This is a genomic window from Flavobacterium weaverense (assembly GCF_003688495.1).
GTDB classification, from domain to species: Bacteria; Bacteroidota; Bacteroidia; order Flavobacteriales; family Flavobacteriaceae; genus Flavobacterium; species Flavobacterium weaverense.
On the sequence record NZ_REFH01000009.1, the window covers coordinates 67,522 to 91,114 of the forward strand.

The window sequence follows — 23,593 nt, forward strand, 5'->3', positions numbered from 1 at the left end:
CATTAAAACATAATTATAAAATGTTTAAGTTTTGGATTACAATAAGTGTTAAGATCGAAAATTGAGTAAAGCAAAAAACCACTACCTAATAAATAAGTAGTGGTTTTGAGAAATTAGAATTAATAATTAATGAACTAAGTTGTTCTATTGCCAACCACCGCCTAATGCGCGATATAATTGAATCACTGCTTTATACTGTTGATATTTGTTGTCAATTAAATTAAGTTCCGCATTCAAAGCATTGTCTTTAACAGTTAATACTTCTAAATAATTTGCTAAGCCATACGTTAACAATTCATCTGAATATTCGGTTGCTTTATTTAACGCATTAACTTGTTTCTCTCTCACCGTAAGTTTGTACGTCTCATTGTTGTAATTAGCTAGCGCATCCGAAACTTCTTTTCCTGCTGTTAGTAATGATTGCTCAAATTGGATATAAGCTTTTTCTTGATTTGCCTTTGCAATTTCAAACTTAGTTTTGATTTGCCTTTGATTGAAAATAGGTTGTGTCAAACCCGTTATTACATTTGCAAAAAGTGAATTAGCGCTAAACCATTCTTTTAAATCAATACTTTGCAGTCCACCTGAAGAAGTAACTTTGAATGTTGGATAAAAATTACTTTTAGCAACATTGGTTTGTTCGAAATTAGAAATCAAATTGTATTCTGCAGCAATCACATCTGGTCTATTTCTCAGTAAAGTAGCGGGAACTCCAACAGTAATTTCTGGTTGCATAGTTTGCTTTTCGAATGTGCTACGCTCCATTTTTGTAGAACTTTCGCCCATTAAAATACTCAATGAATTTTCAAGAATTATAATGCTATTTTTTAAATCAGCTATAATTATTTCAGTTGCATATTTTTGAGCTTCAGTTTGCTTAACACCAACTTCAGTAACATTACCAGCATCTTTCAAAGCTATGATTGTCTCAATACTTTTGTCACGATTTACTAACGTTTTTTCTGCTAACTTTATTTGTGCATCCACTGAAAGCAATTGATAATAAGTTGCCGCTATTGTAGCAATTACCTGAGTTTTAACTGCTTGTTGCACTGCTGTAGTTTGGAAATAGCTTGCGTTTGCAGCGCGTTTATTGCTTCTTATTTTTCCCCAGATATCGGCTTCCCAAGAAAGATTTCCTGTTAACTGATATTGATCCGTGCTTCTACTTTGTGATAGCGAACCAAATTGACTGTTTTTAGAAAGTTCTTGATGTGTCCAGTCTGCTCCAGCCGAAAGAGTAGGGATGTAACCTGCTTTTCCTTGCTTCATCATTGCTTCTGCTGCGACAATATTTTGCATCGCAATTTTAACATCTAAGTTGTTTTCTAGGCCTTTCTTAATATAACCTTGTAAAAGCGGGTCAGTAAAAACCTTATCCCAAGCCACATTGGCTAAGGATAAAGTATCATTTGAAACTACTTGATTTCTATATAAATTTTCTGTTTTTAAATCTGGTCGGCTGTACTCTTTAGCAACAAAACAAGATTGCATCACGGTAGCTGTAAGAACAAGCAGCCCTATTTTATGGAACTTATTTTTCATTTTCTTCATTTAAAAGTATAACATCAGATTCAGTAGTAATTACAGGTTTTCCTGAAATTTTTTCTTGCATGCTCTGGAATATGATGAATAGAATTGGAATTACAAAAACTCCTAAAATTGTTCCTACTAACATTCCTCCAACGGCTCCCATACCAATTGAACGGTTACCAACTGCACCAACACCTGAAGCAAAAGCTAGAGGCAACAATCCAAATATAAATGCTAACGAAGTCATTAAAATGGGACGTAAACGTGCTTTAGCACCTTCAATTGCGGCTTGTGTTAAATCCATACCTTGTCGGCGTCGTTGTATTGCAAATTCGACTATCAGAATCGCATTTTTCGCTAGTAATCCTATCAGCATTATCAAGGCGACTTGGAAATAAATATTGTTTTCTAATCCTGCTAATTTCACGAAACCAATGGCTCCAGCAATACCTACAGGTAATGATAGTAAAACAGATAGTGGCACTAAATAACTCTCATACTGTGCACTCAACAAGAAATACACAAAGATTAAACTCAATAAGAAAACCCAAATAGCTTGGCTTCCCGCTAAAATTTCTTCTCTAGTCATTCCAGAGAATTCATAGCTATATGTTTTAGGTAGATGTTGTTCCGCTACTTCTTGAATCGCTTTGATGGCATCACCAGAACTAAATCCAGGATTTGCTTTACCATTCACGTTAACTGCTTTTAACATATTAAAACGAGCAACTGCTTCTGGACCGTAGATTCTTTTTAAACTTATAAATTGACTAATTGCTACTTGTTGACCTGCAGCATTTTTCACATAAATGTTATTTATAGAAGCTTCTGTCGCTCTATCAGAAGGTTTTGCCTGAATCATTACACGATATTGTTTACCAAATTTATTAAAATCAGTAGTGTACAATCCGCCGTAATATCCTTGCATCGTATTAAAAATATCCGAAACTGATACTCCTGCATCTTTAGCTCTTTCTACATTAATGTCCATTTCAAACTGTGGAAACGACGCATTAAAGTTAGTTTGTGCATATTGAATTTCAGGTCTTTTCATTAATTCGCCTAGAAACTCATTACTGACTTTGCTGACTGTAGCCCAATCATCATCCCCTTTATCTTGAATTTTTAATTCGAAACCATCAGCTGAACCAAAACCTTGTACACTTGGAGGTGTAAAAAACAATGCTCGCGCATCTTTAAAATGTGCTGTTTTGCCAAACAACTCTTTTACAACTGCATCAACAGATTGATTGTCTCCTTTTCTATCTTTCCAATCTTTCAATTTAATAATTGTAAAGGCGTACGAACCACCATTTACACTATTCAACAAACTAAAACCGACCACACTCATTCGAGATTCAATAATATCCATTGAGCCTAAAATAGTGTCTAACTCCTTAACTACAATCTGTGTTTTCTCCAATGTTGTTCCTGGAGGAAGCGTCAAATCGGCCATGATTATACCACGATCTTCATTTGGAATAAATCCAGAAGGTGTAGTTTGAAACAATAAGAATGTAATTCCTGAAAATACAATTAATCCGACAACTGTAATCCATCTTTTTTTAGCTAAAAAGCCTAAAGACTTCACGTATTTATTGTTCATTCTATCAAAGCTAGAATTGAAAGCGATGAAAAAACGATCTTTAAAATTGGCATCGTGATGATCTGAATCTTTATGTGGTTTTAGAAATAAAGCACATAAGGCAGGACTCAAAGTCAATGCGTTTACTGCAGAAATTAAAATCGCAATTGCTAAAGTTATCGCAAACTGCTGATAAAATACGCCAGACGGACCATTCAAGAATGAAACTGGGATAAATACAGCGGCCATAACTAATGTGATGGAAATAATCGCACCAGTAATTTCGCTCATCGCTGAAATTGTAGCTTCTTTTCCTGACGTAGCACCTTCATCTAGCTTAGCGTGTACTGCTTCGACGACGACAATGGCATCATCGACGACAATTCCAATTGCAAGAATCATGGCAAATAAAGTTAACATATTTATTGAGAATCCAAACAATTGCAGGAAGAAAAATGTTCCAATAATTGCTACAGGAACCGCAATAGCCGGGATTAGTGTAGATCTAAAATCTTGTAAGAAGATATAAACTACAATAAAAACCAGTATAAATGCTTCTAGTAAAGTCGTTAATACTTTATCGATTGACGCATCAAGGAACGTTTTAGTATTTAGCGGAATTACATAATCAACTCCTTTAGGGAAATCTGGTTTTGTCTCATCTAAGATGGTCATTACTTCAGTAATAATATCTTGTGCATTAGAGCCTGAAGTTTGGAAAACACCAACAGCAACTCCCTGTTTACCCATTGCTATATTCTTAGTTCCATAATTGAAACCTCCTAATTCAACAGTGGCAACATCTTTCAAATGAAGAAAATTTCCATTTCCTGTCGAACGAATTACAATATTTTCGTAATCTGAAATTTCAGATAGTCGTCCCTTATATTTAATAACATATTCGTAAACTCCATCAGCATTTTCTCCAAATTTTCCTGGAGCTGCTTCTACGTTTTGCTCTTGTAGCGCTGCTTGGATTTCTTTTGGTGAAACATTATACGAAGCCATTTTTGCAGGATCGATCCAAATTCTCATCGAATAATCCTTAGCTCCAAAAACATTAACTTGTCCAACACCTTTTACACGTTGTAATTTTGGTACTAAATTTATTTTCGCATAATTCTGAATATACGTTTCATCAAAGTCATCGTTATTCGAATACAAAGCAAAAAACATCAAAGCACTCGTTTGACTTTTTACAGTTGTAACTCCAGTTTGAACAACCGCTTGAGGTAATTTGCTGGTGGCACGAGCAACTCTATTTTGAACGTTTACTGCAGCAATATCTGGATCTACACCTAATTCAAAGTAAACGGATATTTTAGCAGAACCATCATTAGCTGCAGAGGAAGTCATGTAAGTCATTCCTTCAACACCATTAATTTCTTCTTCTAGCGGAATAACAACACTATTAAGTACTGTTTCAGCATTTGCACCGGTATAACTTGCACTAACTTGAACCGTTGGTGGTGCTATTTCTGGATACTGTTCGACCGGTAGCGACATCAATCCTAAAACACCTAAAATGGTAATTAAGATGGAAATTACCGTCGATAGGACTGGTCTTTCTATAAAAGTTTTTAACATTTTGAGTATTATTTTTTAGCTGGAGTAGCGTTTATTTTTAGTGAGTCTTTAGCTATTGGAGCAGCAGTTTCTGTTGAATTAGTTTCTTTTTTTTGCTGCGGAACAATCTCAGTGTCATTTTTCAACTTGGAAGCACCTTCAACTACAACAACATCGCCTTCAGAAAGTCCTTCAGTAACAATAAAGTTTAAATCAGAACTTCCATTTGTAACAATAATTTTTGATTGTACTTTATTACCTTCGCCCACCACAAAAATCATCTGTTTTCCTTGTACTTCAAAAACTGCATTTTGAGGAACTAACATCACATCCTTTTGTAGAATAGGCATGCGAATAATTCCGCTGCTTCCGCTTCTTAAAATACCTTCTGGGTTTTTGAACTCAGCTCTAAATTGTGTTGTTCCTGTTGTAGGATTCACTAAGCCGTTCATTGTAACTACTTTTCCTTTTTGATCATATTCTGAATCATCAACTAATAATAGAGAAACTTCAGGAACTGATTTCAATTTTTCAGCAGTTGAACCTCCTTTAAAAGTCTTGTTGAAAAAAAGTAATTGTTTTTCATTCATAGAAAAATAAGCACGAACTATTTTAGTGTCTGAAACTGTTGTTAAAGGCATTTCACTTACAGAATTCACTAAGCTTCCTTCACGGAAAGGTAAACTTCCTATAACTCCATTCACAGGAGAAACGATTGTTCCAAAACCAATATTTGAAGCAATACTACCATAGGCACTTTTGGCTTGAGCCAACTTTGCTTTTGCAGTTTCCAGCTGAACATTACTTATAATTTTTCGATCTACTAAAGGTTTCAATCGATCTACTTCCACCTGAGCAGCTTGGATCATTGCTTTTGCGGCTGATGCATCTTGATTTAAAGTTTGCGTTTCAAGTTTGAATAGTATTTGTCCTTTGCGAACAACTTGACCTTCATCAACATAAATTTTTTGAATAAACCCATTTACTTTAGGACGAATTTCTACATTTTGCTGACCTTCTAGGTTTGCTGTGTACTCATGATAAACCACTGCATCTTGCAAGGTTACTGTTTGAACAGGAAAAGGAGCTGCAGTAGGAGCAGGCATTTGTTGTTCTTCTTTTTTACCACAAGAAGCTATGATTAGCAAGGCAAATAGAGCAAATATTGAATTTTTTTTCATTTCTATGATTGGGTTAAGTATTTATATTTAAGAATTATTCTTTTCGATTTCTTTAAAATGATCTATGGTTTTTATTAAAAGCTCCTCAACTTCACAAACGTGATTTTTATATGCTTTTACATTCTCCATATTATATTGCTCTTCCGAACAAGAAACTGTTTTTTCTCGATAATCAATTAATCGATCAATTATCTTCTTTTCAAATTCCAGTAATTTGATATAATTTGCTAATCTTTCACTAAAAGGTGAAGGTTTGAAATATTTTTTGCGATCACCAGCTACGGTGTAGTAAGTGATCTTATCCATTTTTAAAAGTAAATTCAAGTTTGTAGAAACAGAGCTTTTACTGGCTTTCATTTTTTCGACTATTGCTTCAAATGTTAACCCTGACTTGCAACCATCAATTATTAATAATCCAAGTATTCGAGAACCAAGTGGTGGCAAATTATATAGCAACTCAAAATGAAGTCCGAACATCTCAATAAGCTCTTCGCGTTCTTTTTGTATTTTTTGCATAATTTTTTTTTGCAAAATTACGTTTAGTTCATAGATTACCGAACTAAACGAACTTAAAATAATGTTAATCTTTTTAACATTTATCCTAGTGTATTAGCTTGCTGCAGATTATGATTATTAAAAAGTAAAAAAAGAAATTAAAAATTCTGCAGTCGTGGATTTAGTACTATTTGGGATTTTATTAATTTTTTTGGTAAAAGTCATTCTGATATTTTTAAAATAGTGCACTTATCGGACTAATCATTTTTTAGCCTTAGACTACGATTTCTGATTTAGAATGTTATTTCCTTATATTTGTTGACCTAAAAAAAACTTATAGTGAGTCAAATCAATAAGCTTAAAATATTTAATGATCCCATTTACGGGTTTATCACAATTCCAAACGCATTAATTTACGATTTAATTCAGCATCCTTATTTTCAAAGATTGCGACGCATCTCTCAAATGGGATTATCGTACTTAGTTTATCCAGGAGCAAATCACACTCGTTTTCATCACGCTTTAGGTTGCATGCATTTAATGCAAAAAGCAGTCGATGTGTTGCGTTTCAAAGGAATTCTTATTTCTCCAGAGGAAGAAAATGCTTTGTATATCGCAATCTTATTGCATGATATAGGACATGGACCTTTTTCGCACGCAATGGAAAAAAGTATAGTGGAAGAAGTGCATCATGAAGAAATTTCATTGCTTTTTATGAACCAACTTAATGTTGAATTTAAAGGCAAACTTGATTTGGCGATTAAAGTTTTTAAAGGGGAGTATCATCGAAAATTTATGCTTCAATTGATTTCGAGCCAGTTAGATATGGATCGAATGGATTATTTGAAACGAGATAGTTATTATTCTGGTGTGGCGGAAGGTAATGTAAATTCAGAACGGTTAATCCAAATGATGAATGTCGATAAGGATTATTTGGTTATTGAAGAAAAAGGAATTTATTCTGTCGAAAAGTTCTTAATGTCGAGACGATTAATGTATTGGCAAGCTTATTTACATAAAACCAGTTTAGTAGCAGAGTTGATTTTGATGCGAATTTTAAAACGAGCTAAGGAATTAACCTTAAAAGGAGTGAAGCTTTCTTGCAGTGAGCCATTACTGTTTTTCATGGAACATAAGGTAACAATGGAAACTTTTGATGCTGACACTTTAGATTTATTTGCTCAATTAGACGACTTCGATATTATTGGTGCTCTAAAAGCTTGGCAAAAAAATGATGACTTTATATTGTCAACTTTAAGTAAAATGATTGTCAACCGCGATTTACTTAAAATAAAGCTGACTAATGAAAAAGTAGATTTAGAGGAATTACAACCTTTGAAAGAGCGCTTCGCTGCAGAAAATAACATTTCTATAGCTGATACCAATTATTTCATTTTTAAGGGAAAAATAAAAAATCAGGCTTACAGTAAAGAAGCGGATCCAATACGAATTTTGAAAAAAGATAGTTCGGTGGAAGACGTAATTGAGTCATCAGACCAACTGAATTTAAAATCATTATCAAAATCGGTAACCAAGTATTACATCTGTTTTCCAAAACAACTGTTATAAAAACACCGTTTAAAATCTATTTTTTTATATTTTTGTCGCAATGAAATTTACAGCAGAACAAATAGCGGGGATTTTAGAAGGAGAAGTAATTGGTAACCCAGCAGCAGAAGTTTTTAGGTTATCAAAAATTGAAGAAGGTACTGAGGGTTCTCTTACTTTCTTATCAAATCCTAAATATCTTAATTTTATATATTCTACAAAAGCCTCTGTTACAATAGTTAATGATACTTTTGTTCCGGAATCAGGTTTGAACACTACACTTATAAAAGTGCCAGATGCATACGCAGCTTTTTCAAAACTACTAGCTTATTATAATGAAGTAAAACAGCATAAAAGTGGGATCGAACAACCTTCTTTTCTTTCGCCTAGTGTAATACATGGAGAAAACCTATATTTGGGCAGTTTTAGTTATGTAGGTGAAAATGTACTGATAGGAGATAATGTGAAAATTTATCCCAATTGCTTTCTTGGAGATAATGTTGTAGTTGGAAATAATGTCACTTTATTTGCAGGTGCAAAAATATATTCAGAGACGATAATTGGAAACAATTGCACGGTGCATTCGGGAGCTATAATTGGATCAGATGGTTTTGGCTTTGCGCCAAATCCAGACGGAACCTACACTAAAATACCTCAGATAGGTAATGTTATTATAGAGGATAATGTAGATATTGGTTCTTGTACAACGATTGATAGGGCTACAATGGGTTCGACAATTATTAGAAAAGGAGTCAAATTAGACAATCAAATTCAGATTGCACATAATGTTGAAATTGGTGAAAACACTGTCATTGCTGCTCAAACAGGAGTTGCAGGTTCTACTAAGATTGGTAGAAACGGAATGATTGGCGGTCAAGTTGGAATTTCTGGTCATTTACACATTGGCGACAATGTTCGAATTCAAGCTCAGGCTGGAATCGGTAAGAATATAAAAGATAATGAAATTTTGCAGGGTAGCCCAGCATTTGGATATAATAGTTTTAGCAAATCATTTGTTCATTTTAAGAACTTGCCTAAAATTGTTGATGAAATTAAAGAATTAAAGAAACAAATATTAAACCAAAAAAATGGAAACAATGGTTAAACAGAAGACCATCAAAACAGAAATCTCGCTAACTGGAGTTGGATTACATACCGGTAAAGAAGTAAAAATGACTTTTAAACCTGCTCCGGTGAATAATGGTTTTACTTTTGTTCGAGTAGATTTAGAAGGACACCCAATAATAGAGGCAGATGCAAATTACGTTGTAAATACACAACGCGGAACTAATTTGGAAAAACTTGGAGTTAAAATTCAAACTCCAGAACATGTTTTGGCTGCTTTAGTAGGATGTGATTTAGACAATGTTATAATTGAATTAAATGCTTCAGAACTGCCTATAATGGATGGTTCGTCTAAATATTTTGTTGAAGCCCTTGAGTCTGTTGGATTTGAAGAGCAAAATGCAAAGAGAAACGTATATGTTGTAAAAGAAGTTATTTCTTTTACTGATGAAGAATCAGGTAGTGAAATTTTAGTGATGCCAAGTGATCATTATTGTGTAACTGCTATGGTTGACTTTGGTACTAAAATTTTAGGCACTCAAAATGCAAACATGAAAAGTATTTCTGATTTTAAAACTGAAATTTCGCAATCTAGAACTTTCAGCTTTTTGCATGAATTGGAATCATTATTAGAAAATGGTTTAATAAAAGGTGGTGATTTAAACAACGCTATTGTTTATGTTGATAAAGAGATCTCTGCATCTACGATGGAGAATTTAAAGCTTGCTTTTGGTAAAGATGAAATTACGGTTAAACCAAACGGAATCTTAGACAATCTTACTTTGCATTATCCTAACGAGGCTGCAAGACATAAATTGTTAGACGTTGTGGGTGATTTAGCTTTAATTGGTACTAGAATACAAGGAAAAGTAATTGCTAATAAACCAGGTCACTTTGTGAATACGCAGTTCGCTAAGAAAATGGCGAAAATTATAAAAATTGAACAAAGAAATTATGTTCCTGTTTATGATTTAAACGCTGAACCTTTGATGGACATTCATAAAATTATGGCGGTTCTTCCTCATAGACCTCCATTTTTATTTATTGATAGAATTATTGAGATGTCTGCAAGTCATGTTGTGGGGATGAAAAATGTTACAATGAATGAAAATTTCTTCGTAGGACATTTTCCAGAAGCTCCAGTAATGCCAGGAGTTATAATTGTGGAAGCTATGGCTCAAACAGGAGGAATACTTGTTTTAAGCACCGTTCCAGATCCTGAAAATTACTTGACTTATTTCATGAAAATTGATAATGTGAAGTTCAAACAGAAAGTACTTCCTGGGGATACTTTAATTTTTAAATGTGATTTAATAACACCTATTAGAAGAGGTATTTGTCACATGCAAGCTAATGCTTACGCCAATGGTAAACTCGTTGCTGAAGCGGAATTAATGGCTCAAATTGCAAAGAAACAATAGATTTAGAAAAGAAAGCAATAAATACTTTAGTAATTACTTTTTGCGTTCTAATTCTAAGAAATTTAAAATATAAATAATAGCTGATGAATCAACCACTAGCGTATGTACATCCTGGCGCCAAAATAGCCAAAAATGTAGTCATTGAGCCATTCACTACTATTCACAACAATGTGATTATTGGAGATGGAACTTGGATTGGGTCGAATGTAACCATAATGGAGGGAGCAAGAATTGGGAAAAATTGTAATATATTCCCCGGTGCAGTAATCTCAGCGGTTCCACAGGATTTAAAATTTGGGGGAGAAGATTCTCTAGCGATAATTGGCGACAATTGTACTATAAGAGAATGTGTAACCATTAATAGAGGAACTATTGCATCAGGTCAAACTACGATTGGAGACAATTGCTTGATTATGGCAACGGCTCACATCGCACATGATTGTCACATTGGTCATAATGTAATTATTGTAAATGGAGTTTTACTTGGCGGACACGTTACAGTAGGAAATCATGCGATAATTGGCGGATTATCAGCAGTCCATCAGTTTATAAGTATTGGAGATCACGCAATGATTTCTGGTGGTTCTCTTTTAAGAAAAGATGTTCCTCCATACACTAAGGCTGCAAAAGAACCTTTGTCGTATGTTGGTATTAATTCAGTTGGATTGAGAAGACGCGGATTTACTTCTGAAAAAATCAGAGAAATTCAAGGTATCTATAGAATTCTTTATCAAAAAAATTACAACACAACTCAAGCTTTAGGAATTATTGAAGCTGAAATGGAAGCAACTCCCGAAAGAGATGAGATAATTGATTTCATTAGAAATTCCTCTCGTGGTGTAATGAAAGGATATTCTGGAAATTACTAATTCAATGCTTTCATTAGCGAGAGCGAATTTAAACTAGAATAAAAAAACACAAAAAGATAAAAATAATAAATAACAAATTTCCAGTTTCAGCTTTTCTTCTTATTGAGAAATGTTGCTGAAGGAATAAAAAAATACATAAATGGCATCTACATCAGATATTAAAAACGGGTTGTGCATTAAGTTTAATAATGACATCTATAAAATCATAGAATTTCTTCACGTTAAACCAGGTAAAGGTCCTGCTTTTGTTAGAACTAAATTAAGAAGTTTAACAACTGGAAGAGTTTTAGACAATACATTTTCTGCAGGTCACAAAATCGAGGAAGTACGAGTAGAAAATCATAAATTTCAATATTTATATCCCGAAGGTGATTTGTTTCACTTTATGAATGTAGAAACGTATGAGCAAATTTCTATGAATAAGAATATCTTAGATTCACCTGATTTATTAAAAGAAGGAGAAAATGTAATGGTAAGTATTAATACTGAAACTGATTTACCTCTTTCAGTAGATATGCCATCATCTGTAGTGCTAGAAGTAACGTATGCAGAGCCAGGAATTAAAGGAAATACTGCTACAAATGCTACAAAATCAGCAACAGTTGAGACTGGTGCAACAGTAAATGTACCGTTATTTATCAATGAAGGTGACAAAATCAAAATTGATACTACTTCTGGAAATTACATGGAACGTGTAAAAGAGTAATCCTAATTAAGATAATTTTTCAATGAGTCAATTAGTTGACTACCGTTTCAATTGACTCATTTTCTAATTGACAATTTTTCTAATTATACATATGAAATTCCCCAAGGTTTATTCTTTAGAAGTAATTGCAACTATTATTGGTTGCGAATTCGTTGGCGATAAGGATTTTTCAGTGATGGGAATGAATGAAATCCACGTTGTTGAATCAGGTGATATCGTATTTGTTGATCATCCAAAATATTACGATAAAGCATTAAATTCTGCGGCAACTATTATTTTAATAAATAAGAATGTTGAATGCCCAACTGGAAAAGCACTGCTAATTTCAGATGATCCTTTTAGAGATTTCAACAAATTGACGAATTACTTTAAGCCTTTTCAATTTTCGAATACCTCTGTCTCTACTTCAGCTAAAATAGGAGAAGGAACTGTAATTCAGCCAAATACATTTATTGGAAATCATGTTGTGATTGGAAAAAATTGCTTAATTCACTCTAATGTTTCGATTTACGATCATACGGTCATTGGTGATAATGTGATGATTCATGCAGGTTCAGTACTTGGTGCAGATGCTTTCTATTATAAAAAGCGAGACGCAGGATTTGACCAATTACTATCTGGAGGTAGAGTTGTAATAAAGGACAATGTTGGAATAGGTGCACTTTGTACAATTGATAAAGGAGTCACTGGTGACACAACAATTGGCGAAGGAACAAAAATTGATAACCAAGTGCATGTTGGTCATGATACAGTTATTGGAAAAAAATGTCTAATTGCTTCCCAAGCAGGAATTGCTGGTTGCGTTATCATCGAAGATGAAGTAACTATTTGGGGCCAAGTAGGAACCACAAGCGGAATTACAATTGGTGCTAAGGCTGTAATACTCGGGCAAACTGGAGTTACAAAATCAGTTGAAGGTGGTAAATCTTACTTTGGAACACCTATAGAAGAATCAAGAGAGAAATTGAAGCAGTTAGCCAATATCAAAAAAATTCCTGAAATTTTAAATAAAATAAAATAATATGTCTGCTAAAGAAATTGTTAAGAAATTTTATAAGTCTGATGCTTTAATTGATAGTGAAGTTTTAAAAGATTTTGTACATCCCGATATTATCGTGGAGTGGAATAGCAGCAAAGGATTTGTTGAATTAAACTACGATGCACTACTAAATCTTTCAGGCGAATTAAGTAAAGCTTATGTTCGTTCGAAAGTTAGAATTAGCCACATTATTGCAGAACAGGATATAGTTTCTGTACGATATTCTCATTTTGTGAAAACGATTGAAAACCCAAGAGAAGAAATGCTATTGGCGCATTTTATTGTTATTTGGGAAATAAAAGACAATAAATTGTATCGAGGATATCAAATGAGTCAATTATCATAATTAAGTACTAAAATACTGAATAGGCGATACCCATTTACTGCTTACAATTTTATACTTTTGCATAACAATTTTAAAAACTACATAAAATAATATATCATGAGTGTTTTAGTTAATAAAGATTCCAAAATAATTGTTCAAGGTTTTACAGGAAGTGAAGGAACTTTCCATGCTTCTCAAATGATTGAGTACGGAACTAACGTTGTCGGTGGTGTAACTCCTGGAAAAGGTGGAACAACTCACTTAGACAGACCTGTTTTCAATACTGTAAAAGATGCTGTTGAACAAGCAGGAGCTGACACAACTATCATTTTTGTACCGCCAGCATTTGCTGCTGATGCAATTATGGAAGCTGCAGATGCAGGTATTAAAGTAATTATTGCAATTACAGAAGGAATTCCTGTTGCTGACATGATTAAAGCAAACAGTTATGTTAAAGAAAGAAATGCAAGATTAATAGGTCCTAACTGTCCTGGAATTATTACTCCTGGTGAAGCTAAAGTTGGCATTATGCCAGGTTTCGTATTCAAAAAAGGAACTATAGGTATTGTTTCTAAATCAGGAACTTTAACGTACGAAGCTGCTGACCAAGTTGTAAAACAAGGTTTAGGAATTACAACTGCTATCGGAATTGGTGGAGATCCAATTATTGGAACTACTACAAAAGAAGCAGTAGAGTTGTTAATGAATGACCCAGAAACAGAATGTATCGTAATGATAGGTGAAATTGGTGGACAATTAGAAGCTGATGCTGCTCATTGGATTAAAGCTGATGGTAATCGTAAACCAGTTGTCGGTTTCATTGCAGGAGTTACTGCTCCAGCAGGACGTACAATGGGACACGCCGGTGCGATTGTTGGTGGATCTGACGATACTGCGGAAGCTAAAAAACAAATCATGAGAGAATGCGGTATTCACGTAGTGGATTCTCCAGCTGAGATTGGTAAAAAAGTAAAAGAAGTTTTAGGATAATCTTTTTCTAAATACAAATATTTTAAAAGCCTCGCATTTTGTGAGGCTTTTTTATTATAAAATGGAATTAAAGAATACCTTTGCACTTTATTAAAAATAGATGATTTATAGTTTTTTTAATAAATAACAAACGTAAACGAATGGTTTAGATACTGCTCAAGATTTTTAGAGCTCTATTTGAGGAAGCCAATTCAAATAAAAATATAATATATGTACAAGGAATTAAAAAAATTCAAAGTTACCAATCAGTTTTCATTTACAGCAGAAGATAGTTTAGCAGAAGTTTGCAATGCATCAGAAGGTTCAGGCGTATTTCTAGTTTATGCTGTTGGAGAAGAGAAAGAGTTAATTATGGTAGGTTCTACTGGAACCGTTCAAAATGACGGAACTTTGAAAATTAAAAATGGTGGTTTAAATGACAAAATTGTTGAAGGACACCAATTTGCAAAAACAGGAAGAAAATATTCTTGGCCAGCGCAAATGAAAAAAGAAGATATTACTACTTTAGAAGTAGTTTGGTACGAAACTTTTAATGATAAAAGTAAAGCAATACCAACTGCAGTGGAAGGTCAAGTATTACAAAATTTCTTAGATGAAAACGGAAGATTACCAAAATGGAATGTAGCTTTTTAAGTTATAACCAATAAATATACTATTATCTCTTAAAGACTTTACTTCGGTAAGGTCTTTTTTGTTTTATAATAATAATAATAAATGCTAATTTTTGTTTGTTTTTATAATGAAATATGAACTACTTTTGCAACCGTTATCACGAATCTCAATTATGAGATAGCAACCTGCAACAACGAGCAAGGTGCTAAAACGATAAGCCAAATCCTTTGGAAAAAATGTTGTTTTTATTCCCATTTAGCTTTTTAGTTTATCGTTGTAGCAATTTTAATTCAAAAATTGATTATGATCCAAAATGCAAAAAATAATGGTAACCCATTCGCACTAATTCCTTTATTTATTTTTATCACTACTTTTCTAGGAGTTGGAATTTTTCTGAATGATTTCTATGCTCTTCCTTCACCGGTTGCTGTATTAGTAGGTATAATAGCAGCATTCTTATTATTTAAAAATTCAACGCAAGAAAAAGTAAATACATTAATTGATGGTTGCGGAGAAAGCAAAATTATGACTATGTGTCTTATTTATCTTTTGGCTGGAGCTTTTGCTGTGGTAAGTAAAGCTACCGGCGGAGTTGACGCAGTTGTAAGTCTAGGTATTAATAATATTGATGTTGCTTATTTCCCACTAGGAATTTTTTTAATAGCAGCCTTTCTTTCTACAGCGACAGGTACTTCTGTAGGTGCTATAGTTGCTATTGGTCCCATTGCTGTTACTTTAGCGACGACAAGCGGTGCATCTTTACCGTTAATTTCTGGTGCATTGCTAGGTGGTTCTATGTTAGGAGACAATCTTTCAATGATTTCAGATACAACAATTGCCGCAACTCAATCATTAGGCTGTAAACTGAAAGATAAATTCAAAATCAATTTATTTATAGCTCTACCCGCAGCTATTGTAACGATTGCATTGTTTTTTTACTTAGGATTAAACTCTGAGATTGTTCCGGTTACCATTCCCGTAAATGACTTTAATTGGCTTACAATTTTACCTTACGTATTAGTCATTGTTCTTGCAGTCATTGGAGTAAACGTTTTTTCTACTTTGATTATAGGAACTTTATTTGCTGGACTGATCGGATATTTTAGTGGTGACTTAACGCTTATGGTTTTTGCTCAAAAGATATATGAAGGATTTACAAGTATGACGGAGATATTCTTGTTATCTATGCTTTCTGGCGGATTAGCTGCAATGGTGGAAAAAGCAGGCGGAATTGATTATGTTTTATTCCAAGTCAAAAAACGAATTAAAAGTAAAAAATCAGCGCAAATGGGAATTGGAACTTTAGTTGGTCTCACTAATCTTGCAATTGCTAACAACACGGTATCCATTGTAATCACAGGAACAATAGCGAAAGAAATTAACGATGAATATCAACTTGATGCGAGAAAAACTGCTACAATTTTAGATATATTCTCTTGCGTAATACAAGGAATTTTACCTTATGGTGCTCAAGTTTTATTAATATTAAGTTTTGCTAATGGTCAGTTAAATTTTTTCGATTTGATTTCTAATGCTTGGTATCATTTACTGTTACTTATTTTTACATTGCTTGCTATTTATATTAATTTCTGGGATAAATGGATTAATCGACTGATTTAAAATTAAAACAAGGCATTTACATTAATGTATATGGATTTCAATTTTTTTTAAAAAAGTAAATATTATATATTTGGCAGATATAAAATAGCCCTGATAGAAGTGAAAATCCTTTTATTTTTGTTGATTGCGCGGAACGAAGCAATGACATAAATAAAAGATTGTAGCGAATAGCAGGAAAAGCTCCAAATAAAAATTAAACTAAGTTTTAGAATATGAAATTACTAGAAGGAAAAGTAGCTATAATTACTGGCGCAAGTCGCGGAATAGGAAAAGGAATTGCTGAAGTTTTTGCTAAGCACGGAGCAAATGTAGCTTTTACATACAGTTCTTCGGTCGAATCAGCTTTAGCCTTAGAAAACGAACTAAATGCTCTTGGAATCAAGGCAAAAGGATATCAATCTGATGCAGCTGATTTCAATCAAGCACAAACTTTTGTAGAGGCTGTTTTAGCAGAATTTGGTACAGTTGATATTTTGATAAACAATGCTGGAATCACTAAAGATAACTTACTAATGCGAATGTCTGAAGAAGATTTTGACAAAGTGATTGATGTGAATTTAAAATCAGTATTTAATATGACAAAAGCCATTCAAAAGACCTTCTTGAAGAAACGTGCTGGTTCGATTATTAATATGAGTTCAGTAGTAGGAGTAAAAGGAAATGCAGGTCAAACGAATTATGCAGCTTCGAAGGCTGGAGTTATTGGATTCTCTAAGTCAGTCGCTTTAGAATTAGGTTCTCGTAATATCCGTTGTAATGTTATTGCTCCTGGGTTTATAGAAACCGAAATGACAGCAAAATTAAATGAGGACGTTGTAAAAGGATGGAGAGATGGCATACCATTGAAACGTGGCGGAACTACTGAAGATGTAGCTAACGCTTGTCTGTTCTTCGCTTCAGATATGAGCGGATATGTAACAGGACAAGTGATGAACGTATGTGGAGGAATGCTTACTTAATACTAAAGTAATCCGTTTTTAAATAAATATTTAAAAACTGAATTCTAATTACCGCTGGAATATGACAACAACGACGCTGCTATTACTACTTCTTTCATTATTAATAGCGGGGAGTTTGTCCTATTTTCAATATATTTTTAAAGTCAAAAACGAATCTAAAGTAAATTTGTTTTTGGCTTTTTTACGTTTTCTAACTATTTTTTCGATTTTAATATTACTTATAAATCCAATAATTACTAAGAATACATTTGAAATTGTTAAAACACCTTTGGCATTACTAGTCGATAATTCGAGCTCAATTTCATTTTTAAATAGTAATGAGAAAACTATTGAAGCGTACAAACAAATAAGTGCCAACAAAGAAATTAAAGATAAATTTGAAGTACAATCGTATGGTTTTTCAGATGAATTTGAACCTTCAGAATTATTTGATTTCGAAGGAACGCAAACTAATATTGCTAAGGCTGGAAAAGATTTAAAAAGTATTTATAAATACACGTTGTATCCTACTGTTTTAATTACTGATGGTAATCAAACATCAGGAAATGATTATCTATACAGTTTTGGAGATGCAAATAAGGTTTATCCAATAATCGTTGGTGACACAACTCGTTTTTTAGATCTGAAAATAAATCAATTAAATGTTAATAAGTACGCTTTTTTAAAGAACAAGTTTCCTGTAGAAGCTTTTTTACAGTACTCTGGTTCGAAAGATCTAACAGCAGACTTTACAGTTTCTCAAGGGAATTCGCTTTTAAGTAAGCAACGTATTTCGTTTTCCGCTAATTCAAAAACTGTCACAGTTAAGGTACTTTTACCTGCAGATAAAATTGGCACACAAATATATAAAGCTAGTATATCATCTGTAGAAAAAGAGAAAAATACTTATAACAACACTAAGAATTTTGTTGTGGAAGTCATTGATCAAAAAACTAATATAGCTATTGTTTCAAGTATTAATCATCCTGATTTAGGTTCATTTAAAAGAGCTATTGAAAGTAATGTTCAACGCAAAGTAACTATTCTTAAACCCAATGAAATCAAATCATTACAAGATTATAATGTTTTGATTTTGTACCAACCCACAACTGAATTTAAATCGCTATTCGAAAGCAATAAAATAGCTAGAATTAATACTTTTATAATTACTGGTAACAGTACCGACTTTACTTTTTTAAACCAACAACAGAATAATTTGAGTTTTAAAATGAGTGCTGGAAAAGAGGACTACTTGGCTGTTTTTAATGGGCAGTTTAATGCTTTTTCAACTGAAAATATTGGTTTTGAAAATTTACCTCCATTACAAAATCCATACGGAACAGTCAGTGTGAATGGATCGGTTTCTGTTTTGCTTTCATCTAAAATTCGAAACATAGATACAAATTTTCCTTTACTTGCCTTTACTGAAAATCAAGGCAGGCGCAGCGCCTATCTTCTTGGTGAAAATACATGGAAATGGAGATTGCAAACTCATGTTGCGAATCAATCTTTTGAAAAATATGATATTTTTATTGATAAAATAATTCAATTTTTATCCACAACTGCAGGAAAGAAATCTTTAGTTGTTGAGCACGAACGATTTTATAACTTTGGTGCGGGAATTGAAATATCAGCTCAGTATTTTAATAAAAATTACGAGTTTGATGAAAAAGCTCGTTTGACAATAGCTGTGACAAATAGCACAACGAAAGAAACTAAAAATTATGACTTGCTAAAAAGTAGTAATTATTACAAAGTTAATCTTGATGGACTTAAAGCTGGTGCATATAATTTCACTTTGAGAGAACTAAATACTAACAATGTATATTCTAGTAATTTTGAGATTCTTGATTTTGATATCGAAAAGCAATTTGTAAATCCAGATGTTGAGAAGTTGACTCAATTAGCAGCTCAAACTAATGCTAAAGCTTATTTTCCAAATCAAATCGACGCTTTAATCAAATCGCTTTTAGAAAATGAAGAATATAAAGCAATCCAGAAAAACATTGTTGTTAAAACTCCATTGGTTGACTTGATCTGGCTATTAGTTTTTATATCAATTTTATTAGCGACGGAATGGTTTGTTCGCAAATACAACGGTCTACTGTAAAAGAATGAAAATACAAAAATTATGGATTTTAGACTAAAAGTTTTTTATACCGTTGCAAAACGGTTAAGTTTTACAAAAGCTGCGACAGAATTGTTTATTACTCAGCCGGCAATTTCTAAACACGTAAGTGAACTAGAAGAACAATATAAAATTAAGCTTTTTGAAAGAAATGGCTCAACAATATCATTGACAACTGCTGGAGAAGTATTACTAAAACATAGTGCGGGTATTTTTGATATTTATCGAGAAATTGATTTTGATATGAGTGCTCTTATAAATGAACGATCAGGAGTATTACGAATAGGCGCAAGCACTACCATTTCGCAATATATCATACCACCAATTCTAGCACGTTTTCATCAGAAAATGGAAAACATTAAAATCAATTTACTAAATGGTAATACGGATCAAATTGAAAGTGCATTATTAAGTAAAGAAATTGAAATTGGAATTGTTGAAGGTGCATCTAAAAATAAGTCTATAAAATACGCACCGTTTCTAAAGGACGAATTAGTATTAGTGTGCAGGAGTTCTAATCCTTTTGCTAGCAAAGAAGAAGTAAATCAAGACGATTTAAAGCAAATGAATTTTCTAATTCGGGAGCAAGGCTCTGGAACACTTGAAGTTATTGAACATGCTTTAAATCCATTTCAACTCAAACTATCAGATTTGAACTTAGAGATGCAATTAGGCAGTACTGAAAGTATAAAATCCTATTTATTAAATTCTGATTGCGTTGCATTTATCTCAATTTACTCGATTGAAAAAGAACTTAAAAATAATGAATTCGCAATATTAGATGTAAAAAATTTAAGTATTGAACGCTATTTCTATATTATCAGTTTGCAAGGTAAAAAAGATTCTCTTTCAGATTTATTTATTAAAACACTAGCCACTTACTATAACTTACCGTTATACTAGAGTTCTTATTGTGATGATGGAATGTTATTTAATCGACTGATCTTTGTAGGGTAATAATTAAATAACTTTGTTTTGAAAAATCAAAATATAATACCTCAGAAAAACACTAGCGCATTCCTTGCTGTAAGTCCTAGTTTTCAAAAAATAATTTTTATTATTTTAACACTTTTGTGTTTAAGTGGTCTAATTTCTCCGCCAGTAGCTTTACTGCTAGGATTAATAGTAGCTAATCTTTCAGGTCATCCCTTCTTACATCTTAATCATAGAGCAACTAGTATTTTACTGCAGATATCTGTAGTTGGATTGGGATTTGGAATGAACGTTAACAGTGCACTGTCAGCGGGAAAAGAAGGATTTATTTTTACCGTAGCTTCGATTTTTTGTACTTTAATTTTAGGACTTTTAATTGGTAAATGGTTAAAAATTGATAAAAAAACATCTCATTTAATTTCTTGCGGTACTGCTATTTGTGGCGGAAGTGCTATTGCTGCCATTGCACCAGTTCTGAAATCAGATGAAAAGCAAACCTCAGTTGCTCTTGGAGTTATATTTATTTTAAATTCTGTTGCTCTATTTTTATTTCCAGCAATCGGACATTGGTTAGATCTTACCCAGCAAGAGTTTGGATTATGGTGTGCTATTGCAATTCACGATACAAGTTCGGTTGTAGGTGCTGCTAATAAATATGGACCTGAAGCACTACAAATCGCGACAACTGTGAAATTAGCTAGAGCATTATGGATAATTCCAGTTGCTTTATTAACATCTGTTATGTTTAAAAATAAATCAAGTAAAGTTAAAATTCCATACTTTATTGGATTGTTTATCATAGCAATGCTGTTAAATACTTATCTTCCTCAAACAGCAATTGTAGCACCTTATTTGGTAGATATTGCAAAAATAGGATTAACAATTACCCTATTTTTAATAGGAGCTGGATTGAATTTCAATGTCCTTAAATCTGTTGGTGTAAAACCGTTGTTTCAAGGAGTTTTACTTTGGATTTTTATAGCAACAGCTGCGCTACTTTCAATCATGTACTTCAACTAGATTTATGTTGCATAGTTTTGCGTTTGATGACATGAAACTGCATTCTGATATAATCATATAAAAGTGCAATTAATAAAAATAATACTGCGACGAAAAGTGTTTTTATCTTTAAAGTGCCAAATAAGAAACCTCCAGAAACGCAACCAATGAAAAAGAAACTTATGATAGAAAGTTTCAAATAAATGTTCGTCTTTAACTTTCTATTTTCTTCTATTTTTTTATAAAAAAACAATTGTGATAATTCGATACCAAGATCAGTAAATAGGCCTGTTAAATGCGTAGTTCTAACTGTTGATTGAGATATTTTAGTTACCAAAGCATTTTGAATTCCCATCGCGAAGAGCATTGCAAAGGCTAACCATTTTCCATCAATGATAATTACATTAGTTTGAGCGCCAAAAATAGCAATCATACATAAAATTAACATTTCTAGAGAGATAGGAATTACGTGTGATAAATTAGGGTACTTTTTAGAAATCAACTCCGCTAAAAAATTAGAGGTAAAAGCGCCCAATAGAAAGAAAATGGCAAATAGTAAAAAAGTAAGTGCTCCTACATAATCTTGTTTCATTACTTCTTCAGCAAAGAATGCAAAATGACCTGTAACATTTGTAGTTAAGGTTTGCAGTGACAAAACTCCAGTAATGTTAACAATTCCTGCAACAAATGACAAAAGGACTGCTAAACGAAGATTGTGAATAAAAGTTCTGTTTTTACCTTGATGACGAAACATAAATATGATTTTCTTTCTAATTAACAGAATCTTAAACGCCAATTATTTCTAATAACGATTTAAAGAAATACATTTGTACTTCTAAAAACTAAATTTAATGAAAAATTTTAAAATTAAGCCTACGCTTATCGCTTTATCTACTCTTGTGGTTGCTTTTTTAGTAATATCTTGGGGAGTTATTGGACATGAAAGAATTAATAGAGGAGCAGTTTTAGCATTGCCAGCTCCATTACAAACTTTCTTTTATAATCACATCGATTATATTACACAAGAATCTAGTGTTCCAGACTTACGACGAAATGTCTTGAATGATAAAGTTGAACCTGCTCGTCATTATTTTGACATGGAAAATTTTGGTGATGTAGCGACATTTCCAAAAACTATGGAAGAGGCAAAAAAGAAATATGATGACAAATTTTTAGATAAAAACGGTATTTTACCATGGCATATTCAAGATATGATGGTAAAATTAACGAAAGCTTTTAAAGACAAAAGAAAAAATGAAATTTTATTTATTGCAGGTGATTTAGGTCATTATATCGCCGATGCGCACATGCCTTTACACACTTCTGACAATCATGATGGTCAAAATACAAACCAAAAAGGAATTCACTCTTTATGGGAAAGTCGTTTGCCGGAATTATTTGTTAAGGATTATAAATTAAATGTTCCAGAAGGAAAGTACTTAGATAATGTTGACGCAGCAATCTGGGAATTAATGTTTGATACGCACAGTTTAGTAGAACCTTTATTAGCTGCGGACAAAAAACTGAGAACAGCAACTCCTGAAAACAAAATGTACGTTACTGATTCCAATGGAGCAGTTGTTAAAAATAAATACGGAGGAATGTTATATTCTGATGAGTATGCTAATAGATTCCACACAGAGTTGAACGGAATGGTTGAAAAGCAAATGAGAAAAGCGATAACGGTGACTTCTAGCTTCTGGTATACTGCTTGGGTTAATGCTGGAAAACCAGATTTGAGTAAATTAGATGCAAAGGAACTTACGAAGCGCAACCGTAAATACTTGAGAAAGGATTTGAAGACTTTTGAACACGGAAGACTTTTTGGTTTGCTAAACGAAAAAGAATAAGCTTTACAAACAATTAGAAAACGGGTGAGGATAATATCTCAGCCGTTTTTTTTTTCTTTTTTATAAAGATTTAGTTCTACTTTATCAGCTGAAAAAGTAATGGTAGAAAGAATTTTATTTTTGCTTGACAGGTAATTTAATTTCTTAACCACCAATTTATCACAAATTGATTTACATCTACTTATCTATT

Annotated in this window: 20 protein-coding genes and 1 riboswitch; of the genes, 15 read left to right on the forward strand and 5 right to left on the reverse strand. The window is 32.9% G+C overall.

From position 1 onward, the window contains the following. Positions 1-144: 144 nt before the first annotated feature. From BC961_RS07050 to BC961_RS07065, 4 genes are read right to left on the reverse strand one after another with little or no spacing between them, the layout of a single operon-like run. A complete protein-coding gene (locus BC961_RS07050) occupies positions 145-1,545 on the reverse strand; it encodes an efflux transporter outer membrane subunit (RefSeq protein ID WP_121925665.1) in 1,401 nt (466 codons plus the stop codon). Next, a complete protein-coding gene (locus BC961_RS07055; RefSeq protein ID WP_121925171.1) occupies positions 1,535-4,705 on the reverse strand; it encodes an efflux RND transporter permease subunit in 3,171 nt (1,056 codons plus the stop codon). Before BC961_RS07055 ends, BC961_RS07050 begins: the two co-directional genes overlap by 11 nt. Positions 4,706-4,713: 8 nt before the next feature. Continuing rightward, complete coding sequence (locus BC961_RS07060) at positions 4,714-5,865, reverse strand: efflux RND transporter periplasmic adaptor subunit (RefSeq protein ID WP_121925172.1); 1,152 nt, start codon at positions 5,863-5,865, stop codon at positions 4,714-4,716. 27 nt (positions 5,866-5,892) lie between these two features. After that, positions 5,893-6,381: a GbsR/MarR family transcriptional regulator gene (locus tag BC961_RS07065; protein ID WP_121925173.1), complete on the reverse strand. Its 489-nt coding sequence runs from the start codon at positions 6,379-6,381 to the stop codon at positions 5,893-5,895. A gap of 318 nt (positions 6,382-6,699) precedes the next feature. On the opposite strand from BC961_RS07065, the gene BC961_RS07070 reads away from it, so the two are divergent. The 14 genes from BC961_RS07070 (at position 6,700) to BC961_RS07135 (ending at position 21,574) form a co-directional block, all read left to right on the forward strand. Continuing rightward, entirely contained in the window at positions 6,700-7,929 is a 1,230-nt protein-coding gene (locus BC961_RS07070; protein WP_121925174.1) for an HD domain-containing protein, read from the forward strand. Between the two features lie 40 nt (positions 7,930-7,969). Continuing rightward, entirely contained in the window at positions 7,970-9,013 is a 1,044-nt protein-coding gene (gene lpxD / locus BC961_RS07075) for a UDP-3-O-(3-hydroxymyristoyl)glucosamine N-acyltransferase (RefSeq protein WP_121925175.1), read from the forward strand. Next, complete coding sequence (locus tag BC961_RS07080; RefSeq protein WP_121925666.1) at positions 9,006-10,394, forward strand: bifunctional UDP-3-O-[3-hydroxymyristoyl] N-acetylglucosamine deacetylase/3-hydroxyacyl-ACP dehydratase; 1,389 nt, start codon at positions 9,006-9,008, stop codon at positions 10,392-10,394. Before lpxD ends, BC961_RS07080 begins: the two co-directional genes overlap by 8 nt. 83 nt (positions 10,395-10,477) lie before the next feature. Next, positions 10,478-11,263, forward strand: coding sequence for an acyl-ACP--UDP-N-acetylglucosamine O-acyltransferase (lpxA, locus tag BC961_RS07085; protein WP_121925176.1), 786 nt, complete (start codon positions 10,478-10,480; stop codon positions 11,261-11,263). A 139-nt stretch (positions 11,264-11,402) separates the two neighbouring features. Further along, positions 11,403-11,969 (forward strand): elongation factor P, encoded by a 567-nt coding sequence (gene efp, locus BC961_RS07090; RefSeq protein ID WP_121925177.1) that lies wholly within the window; start codon positions 11,403-11,405, stop codon positions 11,967-11,969. Between the two features lie 91 nt (positions 11,970-12,060). Next, positions 12,061-12,990: a UDP-3-O-(3-hydroxymyristoyl)glucosamine N-acyltransferase gene (locus BC961_RS07095; protein WP_121925178.1), complete on the forward strand. Its 930-nt coding sequence runs from the start codon at positions 12,061-12,063 to the stop codon at positions 12,988-12,990. Position 12,991: 1 nt separating this feature from the next. Then, positions 12,992-13,354, forward strand: coding sequence for a nuclear transport factor 2 family protein (locus BC961_RS07100; protein ID WP_121925179.1), 363 nt, complete (start codon positions 12,992-12,994; stop codon positions 13,352-13,354). Between the two features lie 96 nt (positions 13,355-13,450). After that, a complete protein-coding gene (gene sucD / locus BC961_RS07105) occupies positions 13,451-14,323 on the forward strand; it encodes a succinate--CoA ligase subunit alpha (protein WP_121925180.1) in 873 nt (290 codons plus the stop codon). A gap of 210 nt (positions 14,324-14,533) precedes the next feature. Then, positions 14,534-14,956: a hypothetical protein gene (locus tag BC961_RS07110; RefSeq protein ID WP_121925181.1), complete on the forward strand. Its 423-nt coding sequence runs from the start codon at positions 14,534-14,536 to the stop codon at positions 14,954-14,956. Between the two features lie 128 nt (positions 14,957-15,084). Continuing rightward, positions 15,085-15,182, forward strand: a riboswitch (SAM-I-IV-variant riboswitch). 56 nt (positions 15,183-15,238) lie between these two features. Then, entirely contained in the window at positions 15,239-16,555 is a 1,317-nt protein-coding gene (locus tag BC961_RS07115) for a Na+/H+ antiporter NhaC family protein (RefSeq protein WP_121925182.1), read from the forward strand. Between the two features lie 212 nt (positions 16,556-16,767). Continuing rightward, positions 16,768-17,514 carry a 3-oxoacyl-[acyl-carrier-protein] reductase gene (gene fabG / locus BC961_RS07120; RefSeq protein WP_121925183.1) on the forward strand — a complete coding sequence of 249 codons (747 nt, stop codon included), beginning with the start codon at positions 16,768-16,770 and terminating at the stop codon, positions 17,512-17,514. 61 nt (positions 17,515-17,575) lie between these two features. Continuing rightward, complete coding sequence (locus BC961_RS07125) at positions 17,576-19,603, forward strand: hypothetical protein (RefSeq protein ID WP_121925184.1); 2,028 nt, start codon at positions 17,576-17,578, stop codon at positions 19,601-19,603. A 21-nt stretch (positions 19,604-19,624) separates the two neighbouring features. Next, positions 19,625-20,524, forward strand: coding sequence for a LysR family transcriptional regulator (locus tag BC961_RS07130; RefSeq protein ID WP_121925185.1), 900 nt, complete (start codon positions 19,625-19,627; stop codon positions 20,522-20,524). Between the two features lie 144 nt (positions 20,525-20,668). Continuing rightward, the gene (locus BC961_RS07135; RefSeq protein WP_394345443.1) at positions 20,669-21,574 is read left to right on the forward strand and encodes a YeiH family protein; all 906 of its coding nucleotides are present in this window, start codon (positions 20,669-20,671) and stop codon (positions 21,572-21,574) included. On the opposite strand, the gene BC961_RS07140 is transcribed toward BC961_RS07135, so the two are convergent. Then, positions 21,567-22,307, reverse strand: a complete 741-nt coding sequence (locus BC961_RS07140) for a YoaK family protein (RefSeq protein ID WP_121925186.1) — start codon at positions 22,305-22,307, stop codon at positions 21,567-21,569. The genes BC961_RS07135 and BC961_RS07140 overlap by 8 nt on opposite strands. A gap of 97 nt (positions 22,308-22,404) precedes the next feature. Here BC961_RS07140 and BC961_RS07145 point away from each other — a divergent pair, with 97 nt between their 5' ends. Next, the gene (locus BC961_RS07145; protein ID WP_121925187.1) at positions 22,405-23,403 is read left to right on the forward strand and encodes a zinc dependent phospholipase C family protein; all 999 of its coding nucleotides are present in this window, start codon (positions 22,405-22,407) and stop codon (positions 23,401-23,403) included. Positions 23,404-23,593: the final 190 nt, after the last annotated feature.

Bases quoted from the DNA above. Each gene is read 5' to 3' on its own strand.
- BC961_RS07065 (WP_121925173.1), bottom strand. From the start codon at position 6,381: ATGCAAAAAATACAAAAAGAACGCGAAGAGCTTATTGAGATGTTCGGA.
- BC961_RS07130 (WP_121925185.1), top strand. From the start codon at position 19,625: ATGGATTTTAGACTAAAAGTTTTTTATACCGTTGCAAAACGGTTAAGT.
- efp (WP_121925177.1), top strand. From the start codon at position 11,403: ATGGCATCTACATCAGATATTAAAAACGGGTTGTGCATTAAGTTTAAT.
- BC961_RS07115 (WP_121925182.1), top strand. From the start codon at position 15,239: ATGATCCAAAATGCAAAAAATAATGGTAACCCATTCGCACTAATTCCT.
- BC961_RS07145 (WP_121925187.1), top strand. From the start codon at position 22,405: ATGAAAAATTTTAAAATTAAGCCTACGCTTATCGCTTTATCTACTCTT.
- BC961_RS07140 (WP_121925186.1), bottom strand. From the start codon at position 22,307: ATGTTTCGTCATCAAGGTAAAAACAGAACTTTTATTCACAATCTTCGT.
- BC961_RS07110 (WP_121925181.1), top strand. From the start codon at position 14,534: ATGTACAAGGAATTAAAAAAATTCAAAGTTACCAATCAGTTTTCATTT.
- fabG (WP_121925183.1), top strand. From the start codon at position 16,768: ATGAAATTACTAGAAGGAAAAGTAGCTATAATTACTGGCGCAAGTCGC.
- BC961_RS07055 (WP_121925171.1), bottom strand. From the start codon at position 4,705: ATGTTAAAAACTTTTATAGAAAGACCAGTCCTATCGACGGTAATTTCC.
- BC961_RS07080 (WP_121925666.1), top strand. From the start codon at position 9,006: ATGGTTAAACAGAAGACCATCAAAACAGAAATCTCGCTAACTGGAGTT.
- BC961_RS07095 (WP_121925178.1), top strand. From the start codon at position 12,061: ATGAAATTCCCCAAGGTTTATTCTTTAGAAGTAATTGCAACTATTATT.
- BC961_RS07060 (WP_121925172.1), bottom strand. From the start codon at position 5,865: ATGAAAAAAAATTCAATATTTGCTCTATTTGCCTTGCTAATCATAGCT.
- sucD (WP_121925180.1), top strand. From the start codon at position 13,451: ATGAGTGTTTTAGTTAATAAAGATTCCAAAATAATTGTTCAAGGTTTT.
- BC961_RS07050 (WP_121925665.1), bottom strand. From the start codon at position 1,545: ATGAAAAATAAGTTCCATAAAATAGGGCTGCTTGTTCTTACAGCTACC.
- BC961_RS07100 (WP_121925179.1), top strand. From the start codon at position 12,992: ATGTCTGCTAAAGAAATTGTTAAGAAATTTTATAAGTCTGATGCTTTA.
- BC961_RS07125 (WP_121925184.1), top strand. From the start codon at position 17,576: ATGACAACAACGACGCTGCTATTACTACTTCTTTCATTATTAATAGCG.
- lpxA (WP_121925176.1), top strand. From the start codon at position 10,478: ATGAATCAACCACTAGCGTATGTACATCCTGGCGCCAAAATAGCCAAA.
- lpxD (WP_121925175.1), top strand. From the start codon at position 7,970: ATGAAATTTACAGCAGAACAAATAGCGGGGATTTTAGAAGGAGAAGTA.